The sequence below is a fragment of the Streptomyces sp. 1-11 genome (assembly GCF_007176755.1).
Classification (GTDB): domain Bacteria; phylum Actinomycetota; class Actinomycetes; order Streptomycetales; family Streptomycetaceae; genus Streptomyces.
Map to the genome: position 1 here is coordinate 374,501 of NZ_BJTV01000004.1, position 16,654 is coordinate 391,154.

Consider the following 16,654-nt stretch of genomic DNA (forward strand, 5'->3'; position numbering starts at 1 on the left):
CCTTCGGGCGGCGAGCCGTTTTCGCGACGGGTTCTAGCTCCGGGTGCCGGGCGGCGGTCCGGGCACCTCGCCCGCCGGGGCCTTCTCGCGCAGGGCGAGGATGCTGTGGCTGCGGCCGTAGAGGAGGTAGACGGCGATGCCGATCACCATCCAGATGGCGAAGCGGAGCCAGGTCTCGGCGGGCAGGTTGAGCATCAGCCACAGCGTGGCGCACACGGACACGATGGGGACCACCGGCACCCAGGGGGTGCGGAACGCCCGGGGCAGGTCCGGACGCGTCCTGCGCAGGATGATCACGCTGATCGCGACGACGACGAACGCGAACAGCGTGCCGATGTTCACCAGTTCGGCCAGTTCGCTCAGGCTGGTGAAGCCGGCCACGACCGCGATGATCACGCCGAGCAGGATGGTCGGCCGGTGCGGGGTCTTGAAGCGCGGGTGGACGCGGGAGAAGAAGCGCGGCAGCAGCCCGTCGCGGCTCATCGCGAAGAACACCCGGGTCTGGCCCAGCAGCAGGATCATGCACACCGTCGTCAGGCCGACGGCGGCGCCGAAGCTGATCACGCCCGCGTACCAGGGGTGCCCGACGGCCTTGAAGGCGTCGGCGAGCGGGGCCTCGACCGACAGGCGGGTGTACTTCTCCATGCCGGTGACGACGATGGACACCGCGACGTAGAGCACGGTGCAGATGACCAGCGAGCCGAGGATGCCGCGCGGCATGTCCCGCTGCGGGTTGCGGGTCTCCTCGGCGGCCGTGGCGACGATGTCGAAGCCGATGAAAGCGAAGAACACCACCGAGGCGGCGGTGAAGATGCCCATCACGCCGAAGTTGGCCGGCGCCCAGCCGATCATGAGCTGGATGAGCGGGGCCTTGAGACTGCCGCCCGCCGGCACCGGCTGGGCGGGCGGGACGAACGGCTTGTAGTTCTGGCCGTGGACGAAGAAGGCGCCGGCGATGATCACGATGAGGACGACGGCCACCTTGATGGCGACCACGATGGAGGTGATCCGCGCGGACAGCTTCATGCCGAGCACGAGGATGCCGGTGAGCACCAGGACGAGCGCGGCGGCGAGGATGTCGAAGCCGAAGCCGTGGGCCCCGTCCCGGCCGGCGAGGTAGCCCGGCAGGTGCCAGCCCGCGTTGTCGAGCAGTGAGCGGATGTAGCCCGACCAGCCGACGGCCACCACCGCCGTGCCGAGGGCGAACTCCAGGACGAGGTCCCAGCCGATGATCCAGGCGGGCAGTTCGCCGAGGGAGGCGTACGAGAAGGTGTACGCGGAGCCCGCCACGGGGACGGTGGAGGCGAACTCGGCGTAGCAGAGCGCGGCGAGCGCGCAGACCACGCCGGCCACGACGAAGGCCAGGGACACTGCCGGGCCCGCGTTGTTCTTGGCCACCTGTCCGGTGAGGACGAAGATGCCGGTGCCGATGATGACACCCACGCCGAAGACGGTCAGGTCGAGGGCGGAGAGGGACTTCTTGAGGGAATGCTCGGGTTCCTCGGTGTCCCGGATGGATTGTTCGACGTTCTTCGTCCTGAAGAGCGCGCTGCTCACGTGCCTACCTCCCACGCTTGTCGTCCTCGACATGATCGAGAGGGCCGGGGTTGCGTATGCCCGGCACAGGCAGGTTCACGCAAAAGGGCCGGTTCCGCCACCGGGAGAGGGGGGCGGAACCGGCCCGGGAACTGCTTCGTCCCAGGGTCCTTCGTTCGGATCAGGCCGGATCAGGCACCAGGGCCCGCGAGCGGCGTGATCCGAACGAGAGGCCCTAGTCGCGCGCGGGCTCGACGGAGTCGACCTCCGCCGCCGTACGGTCGAACCTGCCGTCGAGCTTGGAGACCAGGCCGGTCACCTGGCGGGCGATGTCGGGCGCGGTCAGCCCGATCTCGGCCATGACCTCGGCCCGGGAGGCGTGGTCGAGGAAGCGCGGCGGGATGCCGAAGTCGCGCAGCGGCACGTCCACCCCGGCGTCGCGCAGGGCCTGGGCGATCGCGGAGCCGACACCTCCGACCCGGCTGTTGTCCTCGACGGTGACGACGACCCGGTGCCGCTCGGCGAGCGGGGCCATGGCCTCGTCGACCGGCTTGACCCAGCGCGGGTCGACCACGGTGGTGGAGATGCCCTGCCGCTCCAGCAGGCCGGCGATCTCCAGGCACATCGGCGCGAGCGCGCCCACCGAGACCAGCAGCACGTCCGGGCGGTCGGTGCCGGGCTCGCGCAGCACGTCCATGCCGCCGACGCGGCCCACTGCCGGTACGGCGGGGCCGACGGCGCCCTTGGAGAAGCGGACCACGGTCGGCGCGTCCTCGACGGCGACCGCCTCGCGGAGCTGCGCCCGTACCTGGTCGGCGTCGCGCGGGGCGGCCAGCCGCAGGCCGGGCACGACCTGGAGGATCGACATGTCCCACATGCCGTTGTGGGAGGCGCCGTCGGTGCCGGTGACGCCGGCCCGGTCCAGCACGAAGGTCACCCCGCACTTGTGCAGGGCCACGTCCATCAGGACCTGGTCGAAGGCGCGGTTGAGGAAGGTGGCGTAGACGGCGAAGACCGGGTGGACGCCGGCGTGCGCCAGGCCGGCCGCCGACACGGCGCCGTGCTGCTCGGCGATGCCGACGTCGTAGACCCGGTCGGGGAAGCGCTTGGCGAACCGGTCGAGGCCCACCGGCTGGAGCATGGCCGCCGTGATGGCGACGACGTCCTCGCGCTCCTCGCCCAGCTTGACCATCTCGTCGCCGAAGACGGAGGTCCAGTCGGCGCCCGAGCTGGCGATCGGCAGACCGGTGTCGGGGTGGATCTTGCCGACGGCGTGGAACCGGTCGGCCTCGTCCTGCAGCGCGGGCTGGTAGCCGCGGCCCTTCTCGGTCAGGCAGTGCACGATGACGGGCCCGCCGAACCGCTTGGCCCGGGCCAGCGCCGACTCCAGGGCCTCGATGTCGTGGCCGTCGATCGGGCCGACGTACTTAAGGCCGAGGTCCTCGAACATGCCCTGCGGGGCGATGAAGTCCTTCAGCCCCTTCTTGGCGCCGTGCAGGGTCTCGTACAGCGGCTTGCCGACGACCGGGGTGCGGTCGAGGATCTCCTTGGTCCGGGTCAGGAAGCGCTCGTAGCCGTCGGTGGTGCGCAGGGTCGCCAGGTGGTTGGCGAGGCCGCCGATGGTCGGCGCGTAGGAGCGCTCGTTGTCGTTGACGACGATGACCAGCGGACGGTCCTTGGCCTCGGCGATGTTGTTCAGCGCCTCCCAGGCCATGCCGCCGGTCAGCGCCCCGTCACCGATGACGGCGACGACGTGGCTGTCCCGCTGCTTGAGCTGGTTGGCCTTGGCGATGCCGTCCGCCCAGCCGAGCACCGTGGAGGCGTGGCTGTTCTCGATGACGTCGTGCTCGGACTCGGCCTGCGAGGGGTAGCCGGACAGGCCGCCCTTCATCTTCAGCCGGGAGAAGTCCTGCCGGCCGGTGAGCAGCTTGTGCACGTAGGACTGGTGTCCGGTGTCCCACAGCACCTTGTCCTTGGGGCTGTGGAAGACGCGGTGCAGGGCGATGGTGAGCTCGACCACGCCCAGGTTGGGGCCGAGGTGGCCGCCGGTCTTGGAGACGGCGTCCACGAGGAAGGTCCGGATCTCCTCTGCCAGCCGGTCCAGCTCCTCCAGGCTGAGCCGGTCCAGATCGCGCGGTCCCCTGATGCGGGTCAGCAGCGGCACCCGTGCCTCCTTGCAGTAGAGCTGATCGAGCTGTTGCCGGGCTTGTCGAGTCTAATGTTCCGGGTTTGCGGGACACGACAGTGCCCGGCACCTTCCGGGTGCCGGGCACTGGTTCGAGCCAGGGCGCTACGCGCGGCCCGCGGTCTTCTGCGTCTTGCGGGTGACGGAGTCGATGACCACGGTGGTCAGCAGCACCGCCGCGGTGATCATGTACTTCACCGGCTCGGCGATGGACTCGAGCTGGAGACCGTACTGGATGGACACGATCACCAGCACACCCAGCAGGGCGTTCCAGGTGCGGCCGCGGCCGCCGAAGAGCGAGGTGCCGCCGATGACGGCCGCCGCGATGGCGTTCATCAGCAGGTCGCCGGTACCGGCGCTCTGGTTGGCGGAGGCGATCTTGGAGGCCAGGAACAGACCGCCGATGGCGGCGAACCCGCCGGAGATGCCGAACACGGAGATGCGCACCGCGGTGACGTTGATGCCCGCGCGCCGGGAGGCCTCGACGCTGCCGCCGAGCGCGAAGATCTTGCGGCCGTAGGAGGTGCGGCGCAGCAGGAAGTCGGTGCCGACCAGGAATGCGAGGAAGATCACCGTGGCCAGCGGCAGGCCCTTGTACTGGTTGTACATGTACGCCGCGGCGAAGGAGACCACGGCCAGCAGGACGGTGCGCAGGACCGTGTCGCTGAGCGGCCGGGACGGGACGCCCGCGGCCTCGCGGCGCCGGTTGCCGAGGAAGGAGCTGACGAAGAACAGCACGACCACGACGAGGGCCAGGCCGTAGGCGGCGGCCAGGTCGGTGAAGGTGTACGTGGTCAGCTTGCCGATCAGGCCGTCGCTGTCGAGGTTGATCGTGCCGTCCTCGCCCAGCACCTTCAGCATGAAGCCGAGCCAGAACAGCAGACCGGCCAGGGTGACGGCGAAGGCGGGGGCGCCGAGCACCGCGAAGAAGAAGCCGTGCAGCGCGCCGATGAGGGCGCCGGCGGCGATGGCGACCAGCACGGCCACCCACTCGGGCCAGCCCTGGTTGACCGTGAGGACGGCCGCGAGGGCGCTCGCCGCGCCGCTGACCGAGCCGACCGACAGGTCGATCTCGCCGAGCAGCAGCACGAAGACGATGCCGACGGAGATCATGCCCGTGCCGACCATCGTGACCGTGATGTTGCTGATGTTCTGCGCGGAGAGGAACTCGGAGTTCAGGACCTGGAAGATGATGCAGATGATCGCGAGGCCCAGGACCACCGGGAGGGAACCCAGTTCGCCGGCCTTCATCTTCCGCTTGAACTCGGTCCAGTAGCCGAGCAGGCCCTGCTCGCGCACCAGCAGCCGGGGGTCGACCGCGGTGACCGCGGCGGTGGCCGCCTCGGGGTTCACGACGGGCGCGTCCCCGTCGGGCTCGGGCGTCTTGTCGACGTTCACGGAGGTCTTGTCGACGCTCACTTGGAAACCTCCCCGTTCGTGCGCGCCGCACGGCGGGTCACGGCGTTGTCGGTGGCGCCGGTGATGGCGGAGATGATCTCCTCCTGCGAGGTCGTCTTGACCTCGAAGACGCCGTTGTTGCGGCCGAGGCGCAGAACGGCGACCTTGTCCGCCACCGCCTTCACGTCCGCCATGTTGTGGCTGATGAGGATGACGGCGTGACCGCGCTCGCGCAGGCGCTCCACGAGGTCGAGGACCTGGGCGGTCTGCTCGACGCCGAGGGCGGCGGTGGGCTCGTCGAGGATGACCAGCTTGGGGTCGCCGAGCATCGAACGGGCGATGGCCACGGTCTGGCGCTGGCCGCCGGAGAGCGAGGCGATCGGGATACGGACGCTGGGGATGCGGATCGACAGCGTGGTGAGCAGCTCGCGGGCGCGGCGCTCCATCTCGACCTCGTCCAGGACGCCGAACTTCTTCAGCTCACGGCCGAGGAAGAGGTTGCCGACGACGTCGATGTTGTCGCACAGCGCGAGGTCCTGGTAGACCGTCGCGATGCCCAGGGCCTGGGCGTCGTGCGGCCGGCTGATCGACACGGGCTTGCCGTCCCACTCGATGGCGCCCTCGTCGATGGGGTGCACGCCGGCGATCGTCTTGACCAGCGTGGACTTTCCGGCGCCGTTGTCGCCCACCAGGGCGACCACCTCACCGGCGTGGACCTCAAGCTCTACGTCGGTGAGCGCCTGAACGGCACCGAACCGCTTGGAGACCCCGCGCAACGCCAGCACGGGCGTAGCGGACACGTGAACCATCTCCTTCGCCGCCTGACCCGGCGGGAGGTTGTGCAGAAAGTTGGGGGGTAGGGCCTGTCGTTCGGATCAGGCCGGAACAGAGCCCGGCACGATCCGAACGGCAGGCCCTGAGTTCCGTCCGGCGCCCCGTGCCTAGCTTGCGGGGCTGTGTGAATGCGCGGGGCGCCGGAGGAGCCTGGGAGCACCCGGTCCGGCCCGGTACCGGCGTTCTCGACGAACGCCGGTACGTGGGGCGGGAGGTGGCGCCGTTTACTTCAGGCCGAGCTTGTCGCAGGCGGACTTGTACTTGCCCGTGCAGATGTCGGCGACGGTGTAGACGCCGTCCTTGATGACGGTGTCGTTGATGTTGTCCTTGGTCAGCGCGGTGACCGGGACCAGCACCGAGGGGACGTCCTTGGCGGAGCCGGAGGAGACCTTGTCCTTGGCGACGGAGTCCAGGCTCTCGCCCTTGGCGAGGGCGACGGCCATCTCGGCGGCGGCCTCGGCCTCGGGGGCGTACGGCTTGTAGACGCTCATGTACTGCTCACCGGAGACGATGCGCTGCACACCGGCCAGCTCGGCGTCCTGGCCGGTGACCGGGACGGAGACGCCCGCGGCCTTCAGCGCGGTGATGATACCGCCGGCCATGCCGTCGTTCGCCGAGTAGACACCCGCGATCTTGCCCTTGCCGACCGCGGAGATCGCCGCCTCCATCTCGGAGTTGGCGTTGTCCGGCGACCACTCCTTGGTGTCGTACTCCTTGGCGATGGTGACCTTGCCGTCGAGGACGGAGTGCGCGCCCTTCTTGAACTGGGCGGCGTTCGGGTCGGTGACCGAGCCGTTGACCATGACGATCTTGGAGGACTTGGTGGCCTTGCCGCCCAGCGCCTTCAGCAGGGCCTCGCCCTGGGTCTTGCCGACCTCCTCGTTGTCGAACGAGGTGTAGGCGCTGATCGGGCCCTCGGCGAGACGGTCGTACGCGACGACCTTGATGCCGGCGTCCTTGGCCTTCTGGACCGAGTTCTGGATCGCCTTGGCGTCCACCGCGTCCAGGATCAGCACGTCCACCTTGTTGGTGATCATGGTGTCGACCTGCTGGGCCTGCAGGTTCGCGTCCTGGCGGGCGTTGTTGTACTGGATCTCCGCCTTGTTGTTCGTCAGCTCCTGGATCTTCTTCGTGATCAGGGGCTTGTCGAACTTCTCGTAGCGGGCGGTCTTGTTCTCCGGAAGCAGGAGACCGACCTTGATGTTGTCGCCCTTCTTGGCGGAGGACGCCGAAGAGCTGTCGTCTCCCTTGGACTCCTTGGCACTGCCACAGGCGGCCAGCGAGACGGCCATCGCACCAGCGGCAACGGCAACGGCGGCACGACGCATACGCGTGTTCACTCTGTTAAACCTCCCTGACGAGGCCGCGTCGTTGCGGCCGAGGTGGCTGGAAGTCAACTCGGCCACGCGTGCGACGTCAAGAAGTAAATCCTTAACGAGATGGCAACGGTGCCATCCGTTCTCTAAGTGAAGGCAGGGGTGGCCGCCGCGAGCGTGCCCGCGGCAGACCCGTCCAGAAGGGTCGAATCGCCCATCTCGCTGAGCGCGAGAGCGAGAGCGCCGAGCACCTCCGCACGGCCACCAAGTGCCCCGGGAAGAACGGACAGTTGACGCGCCGCGCTGGGGATCGCGTAGCGGCCGACGGACTCCCTGATGGGCCCGAGGACGAGCTCTCCGGCCTCGGCGAGATCACCGCCGAGGACCACCCGGCTCGGGTTCAGCAGATTGCAGAGGTTGGCCACTCCACTGCCGATGTGGCGGCCGACGTCGGCGATCACCCGACGGCAGCCCGGGTCTCCGTCCCTGGCCAGCCGTACGACGCCTTCCAAGGTGAGGTCGGCGCCGTGGCTGGGCTGGAGCAGCGGAAGCACGTAGCGCGCGGCCGTGAACGTCTCCAGGCAGCCGCGGTTTCCGCATCGGCAGACCGGGCCGGATTCGTCGAGTGTAATATGTCCGATTTCGCCAGCCGTGCCGCCCGGGCCGCGGTAGATCTTCCCGTTGATCACGAGACCGGCGCCGACGCCGCTGGCGACCTTGATGTACGCCAGGTCGCGGACGCCCTTGCCGCTGCCCCAGACCAGCTCGCCGAGCGCGCCGAGGTTGGCGTCGTTGTCCACGTGCACGGGCACGCCGAGCCGCTCGCGCAGCTCCTCGGCGGGCTTGGTGCCGGTCCAGCCCGGCAGGATGGCGGTGGACCCCAGGGTCCCCGACTCCACGTCGATCGGGCCGGGCACGCCGAGCCCGACGCCGGCCACCTTGGCGCGGTCCACTCCGGTGGCCGCGATCAGCCGGTTGACCAGTTCCTCGGCCCGGTCGAAGCCCTGCGCGGAGGAGGCGTCCACGTCCAGCGGCTCGGACTCCTCGGCCAGCACCTGGTGCGCGAGGTTCCCGATCGCGACGCGCAGGTGGGTGTGCCCGAAGTCCACGCCGATCACGATGCCGGCGTCCCCGCTCAGCGAGACGCTGCGGGCCCGCCGCCCGCCCGCCGACGTGGGCGTGACCTCGACGGTTCCGCCGTCCTTCAGCTCCCGCACGATGTTGGAGACCGTCGCGGCGGACAGGCCGGTCGTCCGTGCGATCTCCGCCTGCGTGAGCGACCCGGCAAGCCGCACTGCCCGCACGACTCGTTCCAGGTTGGCTCGGTGCAGCGACGACTGCGACCCCGGAGTCTCCATCGACCCATCCACTCCCGCCATCGGCCGGGCGGCCCCAGTGCCGCCCGTGGCCCAGGTCACATCTGCGGAACCGGGCCACTTACAAGTTATGAACTCCAAGCTCGGCTGTACGGGTTACCGCAGTCAAGTCCTTGACGGAAATCGCTCTCGCTTCTCTGGTCGCGCCGAGGACACCCCGACGACATGTACAGGCCACCCGCGAGCAGGGCGGAAGGGGCTCGGGGCGGGTGTTCCGACACGTGCGGGCGAGGGTGCGGCGGCCCGTCGCCGGCTTCCCCGCGATCGTTCAGCCGCGGAACCCGGCGGACCGCCCCGTTACCCGGCCGTGACCCGCCGCGGCGCCGGGCCGCGGGGCGACGGTGCGAATCGCGAGTGCGAAGGCGCGGGCCGGCCCAGCGGCGCGGGAGGTCCGCGGCGGCCGGGCCGGACGGGTGGGGCGGCGGTCCGGGGACGGCGGGCAGGCGGACGGGCCCGGGCCTCCCCCGCGGGAGGTCCGGGCCCGTGCGCGGGCCTGCCGCTACTTCAGGGCGCCCGCCGTCAGCCCCGCCACCACCTGGCGCTGGAAGACGATGTACGCCCCCAGGACCGGCAGCATGGCCATCACCAGGCCGGCGAAGAGTCCGGACCAGTCGCCCTTGTACCCCTGGCTGACCGCGAGCTGCACCAGGCCCTGGGTGAGGACGCGCTTGTCGGGGTCGGTGTTGAGGACCGTGGGCAGCATGTACTGGTTCCACTGGCCGAGGAAGTTGAAGATGCCGACGCTGATCAGGCCCGGCTTGGCCATCGGCAGCATGATCTGGAAGAACGTACGCGTGTGCGAGGCGCCGTCGACGAAGGCCGCCTCCGCCACCGAGGTGGGCAGGGTGCGGAAGAACGCCGTCAGGAAGAACACCGTGAACGGCAGCGAGTACGCGATGTAGACCAGGATCAGGCCGTGGATGGTGTTCAGCAGGCCCATGTTGTTCACGACGTAGAACAGCGGGACCAGCGCCAGCATGATCGGGAAGCTCATGCCGCCGATGAACAGGAAGTAGATGAAGCGGTTGCCGGGGAAGTCGAAGCGGGCCAGGACGTAGGCCGCCATGGAGCCGAGCACCAGGGTGCCGATGAGCGAGCCGCCGACCACCAGGATGGTGTTCAGGAAGTAGTCGCTCATGTTGGCCTGGGTCCAGGCCCTCGACCAGTTGTCGAAGTGCAGCCGGTCCGGCAGCGACCAGGGCGAGCCGAAGATGGAGGCGTCGTCCTTGAAGGACGTCATCACCGCCCACAGCAGCGGCAGGACCACCATGATCGCCCACAGGACCAGCATGCCGTGGGAGAAGACGTTGAGGACGGAGCCCTCCCTCTTCTGCACGGCCGGCCGCGCCGGCGCCACGTCGACCTTCGACACGGTCGCGCCGGACTCGGCCGGCAGCGGTGCGGGGGTCTCGGTCGTCTTCATCGCTTCAGTACTCCAGCCGCTCGCGACGGCCCAGCCGCATCACGATCGCCGCGAAGGCGAGCGTGACCACGAGGAGGGCGACGCCGATGGTGGTGGCGTAGGCGGCCTGACCGTCCCGGAACGCCTTCTGGTACACGTACAAGACCATCACGGTGGTCGAGTAGTCGGGGCCGCCCGGCCCGGTCGTCATGATCTGGACGACCGCGAAGGACTCGGCGCCGAGCGCGAGGATGCCCATGTAGACCCAGCCGGACTGCACGGTGTCCCACAGCAGCGGCAGGGTGATGCGGAAGAACGTGGTGAAGCGGCTCGCCCCGTCGAGCAGGGCCGCCTCGTACATCTCCGCCGGGATCGACGCCATGCCGGCCGAGAACAGCACCACGAAGAAGCCGACCGTGGACCACACCAGCACGGCCATCACGCACCACAGGGCGAGGTCCGGATCGCCCAGCCACAGGGGCTGGACGCTGTCGAGACCGATCCCGCGCAGGAACGAGTTGATGGCGCCGCTGTCCGGGTTGTAGGCGAAGGCGAACAGCAGCGCGACGATCGCGATCGACAGCACCTGCGGGAAGAAGTAGACGATTTTGTAGAACCCGGAGCCGCGGACTCCGGAAATCACCGGACCGCCCCGCCGGCGCCGTCCGCCCACATTGATCATGAAGGCGAAGAACAGCGCCAGGCCGATCGTCACCAGCGGCAGGACCAGCGCGAAGAGCAGGCTGTGCTGCAACGACTTCCAGAAGATGTCGTCGTCGAACATCCTCCGGTAGTTGTCGAAGCCGACCATCTTGAATTCGGGACTCAGTCCGGTCCAGTCCGTGAACGAATAGTAGATGGACTGGATGAAGGGCCATACGACGAAAAGCGCGTAGAGCCCGAGGGGTACCGCGAGGAACCCCACGATGAACCGGTACTTGCCGTGCTGCATTACTGCCGACCCCGATCTCCGGTCAGGTGCTGCCGCTGGTGACGAACCCTCACTTCGGGCCTACTGGTGCTTGTAGTGCTTGATCGACGTGTCCTTCGCGGCCTCGTCGGCGAAGCCCTGGATCTTCTTGATGGCCTCCGCCGGGGTGAGGCGGCCGGCCATCATCTCGCCGAGCCCGGCCACCCCGATCTTCTCCTTCTGCAGCTGCACGTACCAGTCCTGCAGACGCGGATTCACCACGTTGGCTCCGGCCTTGTCCAGCGCCGCCACGCCGGACTTCAGGCCGGGGGTGAGGGAGATGCCGTCGGTGCCGCCGTTGAAGGCGGTCAGCGACTTCACCTTGGAGGTGAAGTTCTTCGAGGAGGCCTCGGAGAGCATGATGCGCAGCTGCTCCATGCCCCCCTCGGAGTTCGCCGCCTTGGCCGGCACGACGAAGGGCTCGCCGCCGGACGCCCAGATGGTGCCGAAGGGCATCTTGTCGGAGCCGTCGAGGCCGGTGGGCGCGGAGACGGCGAGGTTGAAGTCGGCCGGGATGACGTTGGCCGACTCGTTCTCCACCCAGGAGCCGTTCGGGATGAACAGCGCCTTGCCCTTGGCCCACGCCGTCTGCGACTGGATGTGGTCCAGGCCCGGGGTGCCCTTGAGGACGTAGCCCTTCTTGTAGAGCTCGTAGTAGGCCTCGAAGCAGGCCTTGACGGCCGGGTGCTTCCAGGCGTTCGGCTCCAGGTTGTCGATGGCGTCCAGCACCTCGCGGCCGCCGACCTTGCCGATCATCGGGTACAGCGAGAAGGGCAGGTAGTACGGGTACTTGCCCGCGTACGTCCAGCCCGCCATGCCCTTCTTCTTGGCCTTCTCGCAGACCTTGAGCATCTCGTCCCAGGTCTCCGGGTACTTCTCGTCCAGCGAGTCCAGGGCCTTCTGCGAGTACCAGACGCCGTAGACCGTGTAGGCGTAGTAAAGGATCCAGACCTTGTCGCCGTCGAACTGGCCCATCTCCACGATGCCCGGGCGCAGCGTGTCGCGGACCTTCTTGCCCGGGTCGTCGTACGACGGCGCGTCCAGCAGCGGGGTGAGGTCCGCGAGCTGGTTCTTGCCGACGAGCACGCCCATGTCCATCTGCTCGGCGCCGGAGTTGTCGATGAGGTCCGGCGGGTTGCCCTGGTTGAAGCGGGGCTGCAGGGTGGACTGGATCTTCTGGGTGGCGGAGAACTTCACCGTGGCCTTGGGGAAGTCCTTCTGGTAGATCTTCACCGCGTCCTGGGCGTACTCCTTGCCGAAGCCGCCGTCGAAGAGGACGAACTCCATCTTCGCGCCGTCGTTGACGCCGAGCGGGTTCTTCGCGGTCTTCTTGCCCGCCTTGGCCTTGTCCTGTCCGTCACCGCCACTGCTCGCGCAGGCGGACAGCAGGCCCATTCCGGGGGCGGCCACCAGGCCGAGCGCAGCGGAACGCTTGATCAGATCGCGACGGCCGACGCCCTCGCCACCGTGGTGCGCAGTGGATCCCATGCTCAAGTCCTCGCCTTCTCCAGGACTCAGGCGGTGAACCGGATCCTCCCCGGCACCGCTGTCGGGTAGTGCAGGGTCATGCGGGAAACGCCGACAGGTATAGTCCACTTCCCGCCAGCGGAGCAAGATCGAATGCAAGGTTCCCGGTGGGTCTTTTCCGAGTTGAGACCTCCCGGAAATATGAGCGGCCTGTGGGCGCCCTGCCGGAAAAAGTCGCGACATAAGGCCCTGAATGCCACGGCCAACACCCTTGACATCACGGGCCACTTGACCACCTACTGGTTCCTGCGCATCGAGCTGACAACGTTGTCCGGAGTGAGCGCAGGAGGGGAAGCTGTAGATGCAGCGCAGAAGTCGACTCAGAAACGGTCCGGCGGTCGTGCTCACGGCCGCCTTCGTCATGGCCGTCGGCACCCAGGGCGCGGCGGTCGCCCTGCCGGCGAAGGCACCGGCCGCCGACCGGGAGTTCGCGTCCTCGTTCGAGGCGGGCGACCCGGCGACGGACTGGCTGAACACCGTGGACACGGGGGCGGACGGGGGCAGACGCGCCTCGGGCGTGGACGGCGGCTACAGCACCGGCATCCCGGGCAACGTCACCGACCACGTGACCGAGGTCCGGGCCAGCGCGGAGAACACGGGCGGGGGCGAGGTGAAGGAGAACCTCGTCGACGGCGAGCCCGGTACCAAGTGGCTGGCCTTCCAGCCCACCGGCTGGGCCGAGTTCGACCTGGACAAGCCGGTCAAGCTGGTGACGTACGCGCTCACTTCGGCCAACGACTTCGCCGAGCGGGACCCGAAGGACTGGACGCTCCAGGGCTCGGCCGACGGCAAGGACTGGAAGACGCTCGACACCCGCTCGGGTGAGAGCTTCAAGGAGCGGTTCCAGACGAAGAAGTACGACCTGGCCGAGCCCGCCGAGTACCAGCACTTCCGCCTCGACGTGAGCGCGAACAACGGCGCCTCGGGCATCCTGCAGCTCGCCGACGTGCAGTTCTCCACCGGCGGCGGCGACGCCCCGGTGCCCCAGGACATGCTCACCCTGGTGGACAAGGGACCGGCCGGCTCGCCCACGGCCAAGGCCGGCGCCGGATTCACCGGAAAGCGTGCCCTGCGCTACGCCGGACGGCACACGGCCGCCGGGCGGGCGTACTCGTACAACAAGGTCTTCGACGTCAACGTGAAGGTGAGCGGCGACACCCAGCTCTCCTACCGGGTCTTCCCGTCGATGGCCGACGGCGACCGGGACTACGACGCCACCAACGTCGCCGTCGACCTGGCCTTCACCGACGGGACCTACCTCAGCGACCTGGGCGCCACCGACCAGCACGGCTTCCCGCTGACGCCGCGCGGCCAGGGCGCGGCGAAGGCGCTGTACGTCAACCAGTGGAACAACGTGGCCTCCCGGATCGGCTCGGTGGCGGCCGGCAAGACGGTGGACCGGATACTGGTGGCCTACGACTCGCCGGACGGCCCGGCGAAGTTCCGCGGCTGGTTGGACGACGTCGCCCTGAAGCGGGTGGCGCCCGAGAAGCCCAGGGCGCACCTGTCGGACTACGCGCTGACCACCCGCGGCACCAACTCAAGCGGCAGCTTCTCGCGCGGCAACAACTTCCCGGCGACGGCCGTCCCGCACGGCTTCAACTTCTGGACGCCGGTGACCAACGCGTCTTCGCTGAGCTGGCTCTACGAGTACGCACATGCGAACAACGACGACAACCTGCCGACGATCCAGGCGTTCAGCGCGAGCCATGAGCCGAGTCCCTGGATGGGCGACCGGCAGACCTTCCAGCTCATGCCGTCGGCCGCCGCGGGCACCCCGGACACCGGCCGCGCGGCACGCGGGCTGGCCTTCCGGCACGAGAACGAGACCGCACGGCCGTACTACTACGGCGTCCGGTTCGAGAACGGGCTGAAGGCCGAGATAGCCCCGACCGACCACGCGGCCGCGCTGCGCTTCACCTACCCGGGTGACGACGCGAGCGTGGTGTTCGACAACGTGACCGAGCAGGCCGGCCTGACGCTGGACAAGGAGCACGGCGTCGTCACCGGCTACTCGGACGTGAAGTCGGGCCTGTCCACGGGCGCGACCCGGCTGTTCGTGTACGGCCGGTTCGACAAGCCGGTGACCGGCGGCGACTCCAGCGGGGTGAAGGGCTTCCTGCGCTTCGACGCGGGCGCCGACCGCACGGTCGGCCTGCGGCTGGCGACCTCGCTGATCAGCGTGGACCAGGCGAAGGACAACCTGGCGCAGGAGATCCCGGACGGCACGTCCTTCGGCACGGTCAAGGAGCGGGCCCAGCGGACCTGGGACGCGCTGCTCGGCAAGGTCGAGGTGGAGGGCGCGACCCCGGACCAGCTCACCACGCTGTACTCCAGCATGTACCGGCTCTACCTGTACCCGAACTCCGGCTTCGAGAAGGTGGGCGGCAAGGACCAGTACGCCTCGCCCTTCTCCCCCATGCCGGGCCCGGACAGCCCGACGCACACCGGCGCGAAGATCGTCGACGGCAAGGTGTACGTGAACAACGGCTTCTGGGACACCTACCGGACCACCTGGCCCGCGTACTCGTTCCTGACCCCGTCGCAGGCGGGCGAGATGGTCGACGGGTTCGTGCAGCAGTACAAGGACGGCGGCTGGACCTCCCGCTGGTCCTCCCCCGGCTACGCCGACCTGATGACCGGCACCTCGTCGGACGTCGCGTTCGCCGACGCGTACGTCAAGGGCGTGAAGTTCGACGCGAAGGCGGCCTACGACGCGGCGGTCAAGAACGCCACGGTCGTCCCGCCCTCCTCGGGCGTGGGACGCAAGGGCATGAGCACCTCGCCGTTCCTCGGCTACACCAGCACCGACACCCACGAGGGCCTGTCGTGGGCGATGGAGGGCTACGTCAACGACTACGGCATCGCCAGGATGGGCGAGGCCCTGTACAAGAAGACGGGCGAGAAGCACTACAAGGAGGAGTCGGAGTACTTCCTCAACCGCGCCCGGGACTACGTGAACCTCTTCGACTCCAAGGCGGGCTTCTTCCAGGGCCGTGACGCCAAGGGCGACTGGCGTCTGGACTCCGCCAAGTACGACCCGCGCGTGTGGGGTTACGACTACACGGAGACCAACGGCTGGGGCTACGCCTTCACCGCCCCGCAGGACAGCCGGGGCCTGGCCAACCTGTACGGCGGCCGGCAGGGCCTCGCGGACAAGCTCGACGAGTACTTCGCCACGCCCGAGACGGCCTCGCCGGACCACGTCGGCTCCTACGGCGGCGTCATCCACGAGATGACCGAGGCGCGCGACGTCCGGATGGGCATGTACGGCCACTCCAACCAGGTCGCGCACCACGTCATCTACATGTACGACGCGGCCGGTGAGCCCTGGAAGGCGCAGGCACACGTGCGCGAGGCGCTGTCCCGGCTCTACACGGGCAGCGAGATCGGCCAGGGCTACCACGGCGACGAGGACAACGGCGAGCAGTCGGCCTGGTACCTGTTCTCCTCGCTCGGCTTCTACCCGCTGGTCATGGGCGGCGGCGAGTACGCCATCGGCTCCCCGCTGTTCAAGAAGGCGACCGTGCACCTGGAGAACGGCCGCGACCTGGTGATCAAGGCCCCGCACAACAGCGCGAAGAACGTGTACGTGCAGGGCGTGAAGGTCAACGGCAGCCCCTGGACGTCGACCGCGCTGCCGCACTCGCTGCTGTCCAAGGGCGGGGAGCTGGAGTTCTTCATGGGGTCAAGGCCCTCGACGTGGGGCACCGGTGCGAAGGCGGCCCCGGTCTCCGTCACCCAGGACGACAAGGTGCCGGCCCCGCGCGCGGACGTGCTGAAGGGCGACGGCGCCCTGTTCGACAACACGTCGGCGACGAGTGCGACGGTCACCACGGTCGACCTGCCGGCCGCGGACGGCGCCAAGCCGGTCCAGTACACGCTGACCTCGGCGGCGGACCACACGAAGGCGCCGGCCGGCTGGACCCTGCAGGGGTCCGCGGACGGCACGACCTGGAAGACGCTGGACCGCCGCTCCGGCGAATCGTTCCGTTGGGACCGGCAGACCAGGGCGTTCACCATCGCCGCCCCGGGCGCCTGGGCGAAGTACCGCCTGGTCCTCGACGGTGAGGCGACACTGGCGGAGGTGGAGCTGCTGGGCTGACCGGC

At 68.9% G+C, this 16,654-nt stretch carries 10 protein-coding genes; 1 reads left to right on the forward strand and 9 read right to left on the reverse strand.

Annotated elements, in window-relative coordinates; all coding sequences use genetic code 11:
• Positions 1-33: 33 nt before the first annotated feature.
• The 9 genes from TNCT1_RS11305 to ngcE all read right to left on the reverse strand — a co-directional run bounded on the left by TNCT1_RS11305 (position 34) and on the right by ngcE (position 12,505).
• Positions 34-1,557 carry an amino acid permease gene (locus TNCT1_RS11305; RefSeq protein ID WP_143630737.1) on the reverse strand — a complete coding sequence of 508 codons (1,524 nt, stop codon included), beginning with the start codon at positions 1,555-1,557 and terminating at the stop codon, positions 34-36.
• A 214-nt stretch (positions 1,558-1,771) separates the two neighbouring features.
• A complete protein-coding gene (gene dxs, locus TNCT1_RS11310) occupies positions 1,772-3,700 on the reverse strand; it encodes a 1-deoxy-D-xylulose-5-phosphate synthase (protein WP_143630738.1) in 1,929 nt (642 codons plus the stop codon).
• Positions 3,701-3,826: 126 nt separating this feature from the next.
• Positions 3,827-5,140 (reverse strand): sugar ABC transporter permease, encoded by a 1,314-nt coding sequence (locus TNCT1_RS11315; protein WP_174266235.1) that lies wholly within the window; start codon positions 5,138-5,140, stop codon positions 3,827-3,829.
• Positions 5,137-5,928 (reverse strand): ATP-binding cassette domain-containing protein, encoded by a 792-nt coding sequence (locus tag TNCT1_RS11320; protein WP_174266236.1) that lies wholly within the window; start codon positions 5,926-5,928, stop codon positions 5,137-5,139. Before TNCT1_RS11320 ends, TNCT1_RS11315 begins: the two co-directional genes overlap by 4 nt.
• A 249-nt stretch (positions 5,929-6,177) precedes the next feature.
• A complete protein-coding gene (locus TNCT1_RS11325) occupies positions 6,178-7,281 on the reverse strand; it encodes a substrate-binding domain-containing protein (protein ID WP_174266248.1) in 1,104 nt (367 codons plus the stop codon).
• A gap of 134 nt (positions 7,282-7,415) precedes the next feature.
• A complete protein-coding gene (locus TNCT1_RS11330; protein WP_143630741.1) occupies positions 7,416-8,627 on the reverse strand; it encodes an ROK family transcriptional regulator in 1,212 nt (403 codons plus the stop codon).
• Between the two features lie 517 nt (positions 8,628-9,144).
• Positions 9,145-10,068 (reverse strand): carbohydrate ABC transporter permease, encoded by a 924-nt coding sequence (locus tag TNCT1_RS11335; protein ID WP_143630742.1) that lies wholly within the window; start codon positions 10,066-10,068, stop codon positions 9,145-9,147.
• Positions 10,069-10,072: 4 nt separating this feature from the next.
• Complete coding sequence (locus TNCT1_RS11340; protein ID WP_143630743.1) at positions 10,073-10,999, reverse strand: carbohydrate ABC transporter permease; 927 nt, start codon at positions 10,997-10,999, stop codon at positions 10,073-10,075.
• A 60-nt stretch (positions 11,000-11,059) separates the two neighbouring features.
• Positions 11,060-12,505, reverse strand: a complete 1,446-nt coding sequence (gene ngcE, locus TNCT1_RS11345) for an N-acetylglucosamine/diacetylchitobiose ABC transporter substrate-binding protein (RefSeq protein ID WP_143630744.1) — start codon at positions 12,503-12,505, stop codon at positions 11,060-11,062.
• A 340-nt stretch (positions 12,506-12,845) separates the two neighbouring features.
• On the opposite strand from ngcE, the gene TNCT1_RS11350 reads away from it, so the two are divergent.
• The gene (locus TNCT1_RS11350; protein ID WP_174266237.1) at positions 12,846-16,649 is read left to right on the forward strand and encodes a GH92 family glycosyl hydrolase; all 3,804 of its coding nucleotides are present in this window, start codon (positions 12,846-12,848) and stop codon (positions 16,647-16,649) included.
• Positions 16,650-16,654 lie beyond the last annotated feature (5 nt).

Excerpts from the sequence above, each read along its gene's own strand:
- TNCT1_RS11320 (WP_174266236.1), bottom strand. The coding sequence starts at position 5,928 with ATGGTTCACGTGTCCGCTACGCCCGTGCTGGCGTTGCGCGGGGTCTCC.
- TNCT1_RS11325 (WP_174266248.1), bottom strand. The coding sequence starts at position 7,281 with ATGCGTCGTGCCGCCGTTGCCGTTGCCGCTGGTGCGATGGCCGTCTCG.
- TNCT1_RS11330 (WP_143630741.1), bottom strand. The coding sequence starts at position 8,627 with ATGGAGACTCCGGGGTCGCAGTCGTCGCTGCACCGAGCCAACCTGGAA.
- TNCT1_RS11335 (WP_143630742.1), bottom strand. The coding sequence starts at position 10,068 with ATGAAGACGACCGAGACCCCCGCACCGCTGCCGGCCGAGTCCGGCGCG.
- TNCT1_RS11340 (WP_143630743.1), bottom strand. The coding sequence starts at position 10,999 with ATGCAGCACGGCAAGTACCGGTTCATCGTGGGGTTCCTCGCGGTACCC.
- ngcE (WP_143630744.1), bottom strand. The coding sequence starts at position 12,505 with ATGGGATCCACTGCGCACCACGGTGGCGAGGGCGTCGGCCGTCGCGAT.
- TNCT1_RS11350 (WP_174266237.1), top strand. The coding sequence starts at position 12,846 with ATGCAGCGCAGAAGTCGACTCAGAAACGGTCCGGCGGTCGTGCTCACG.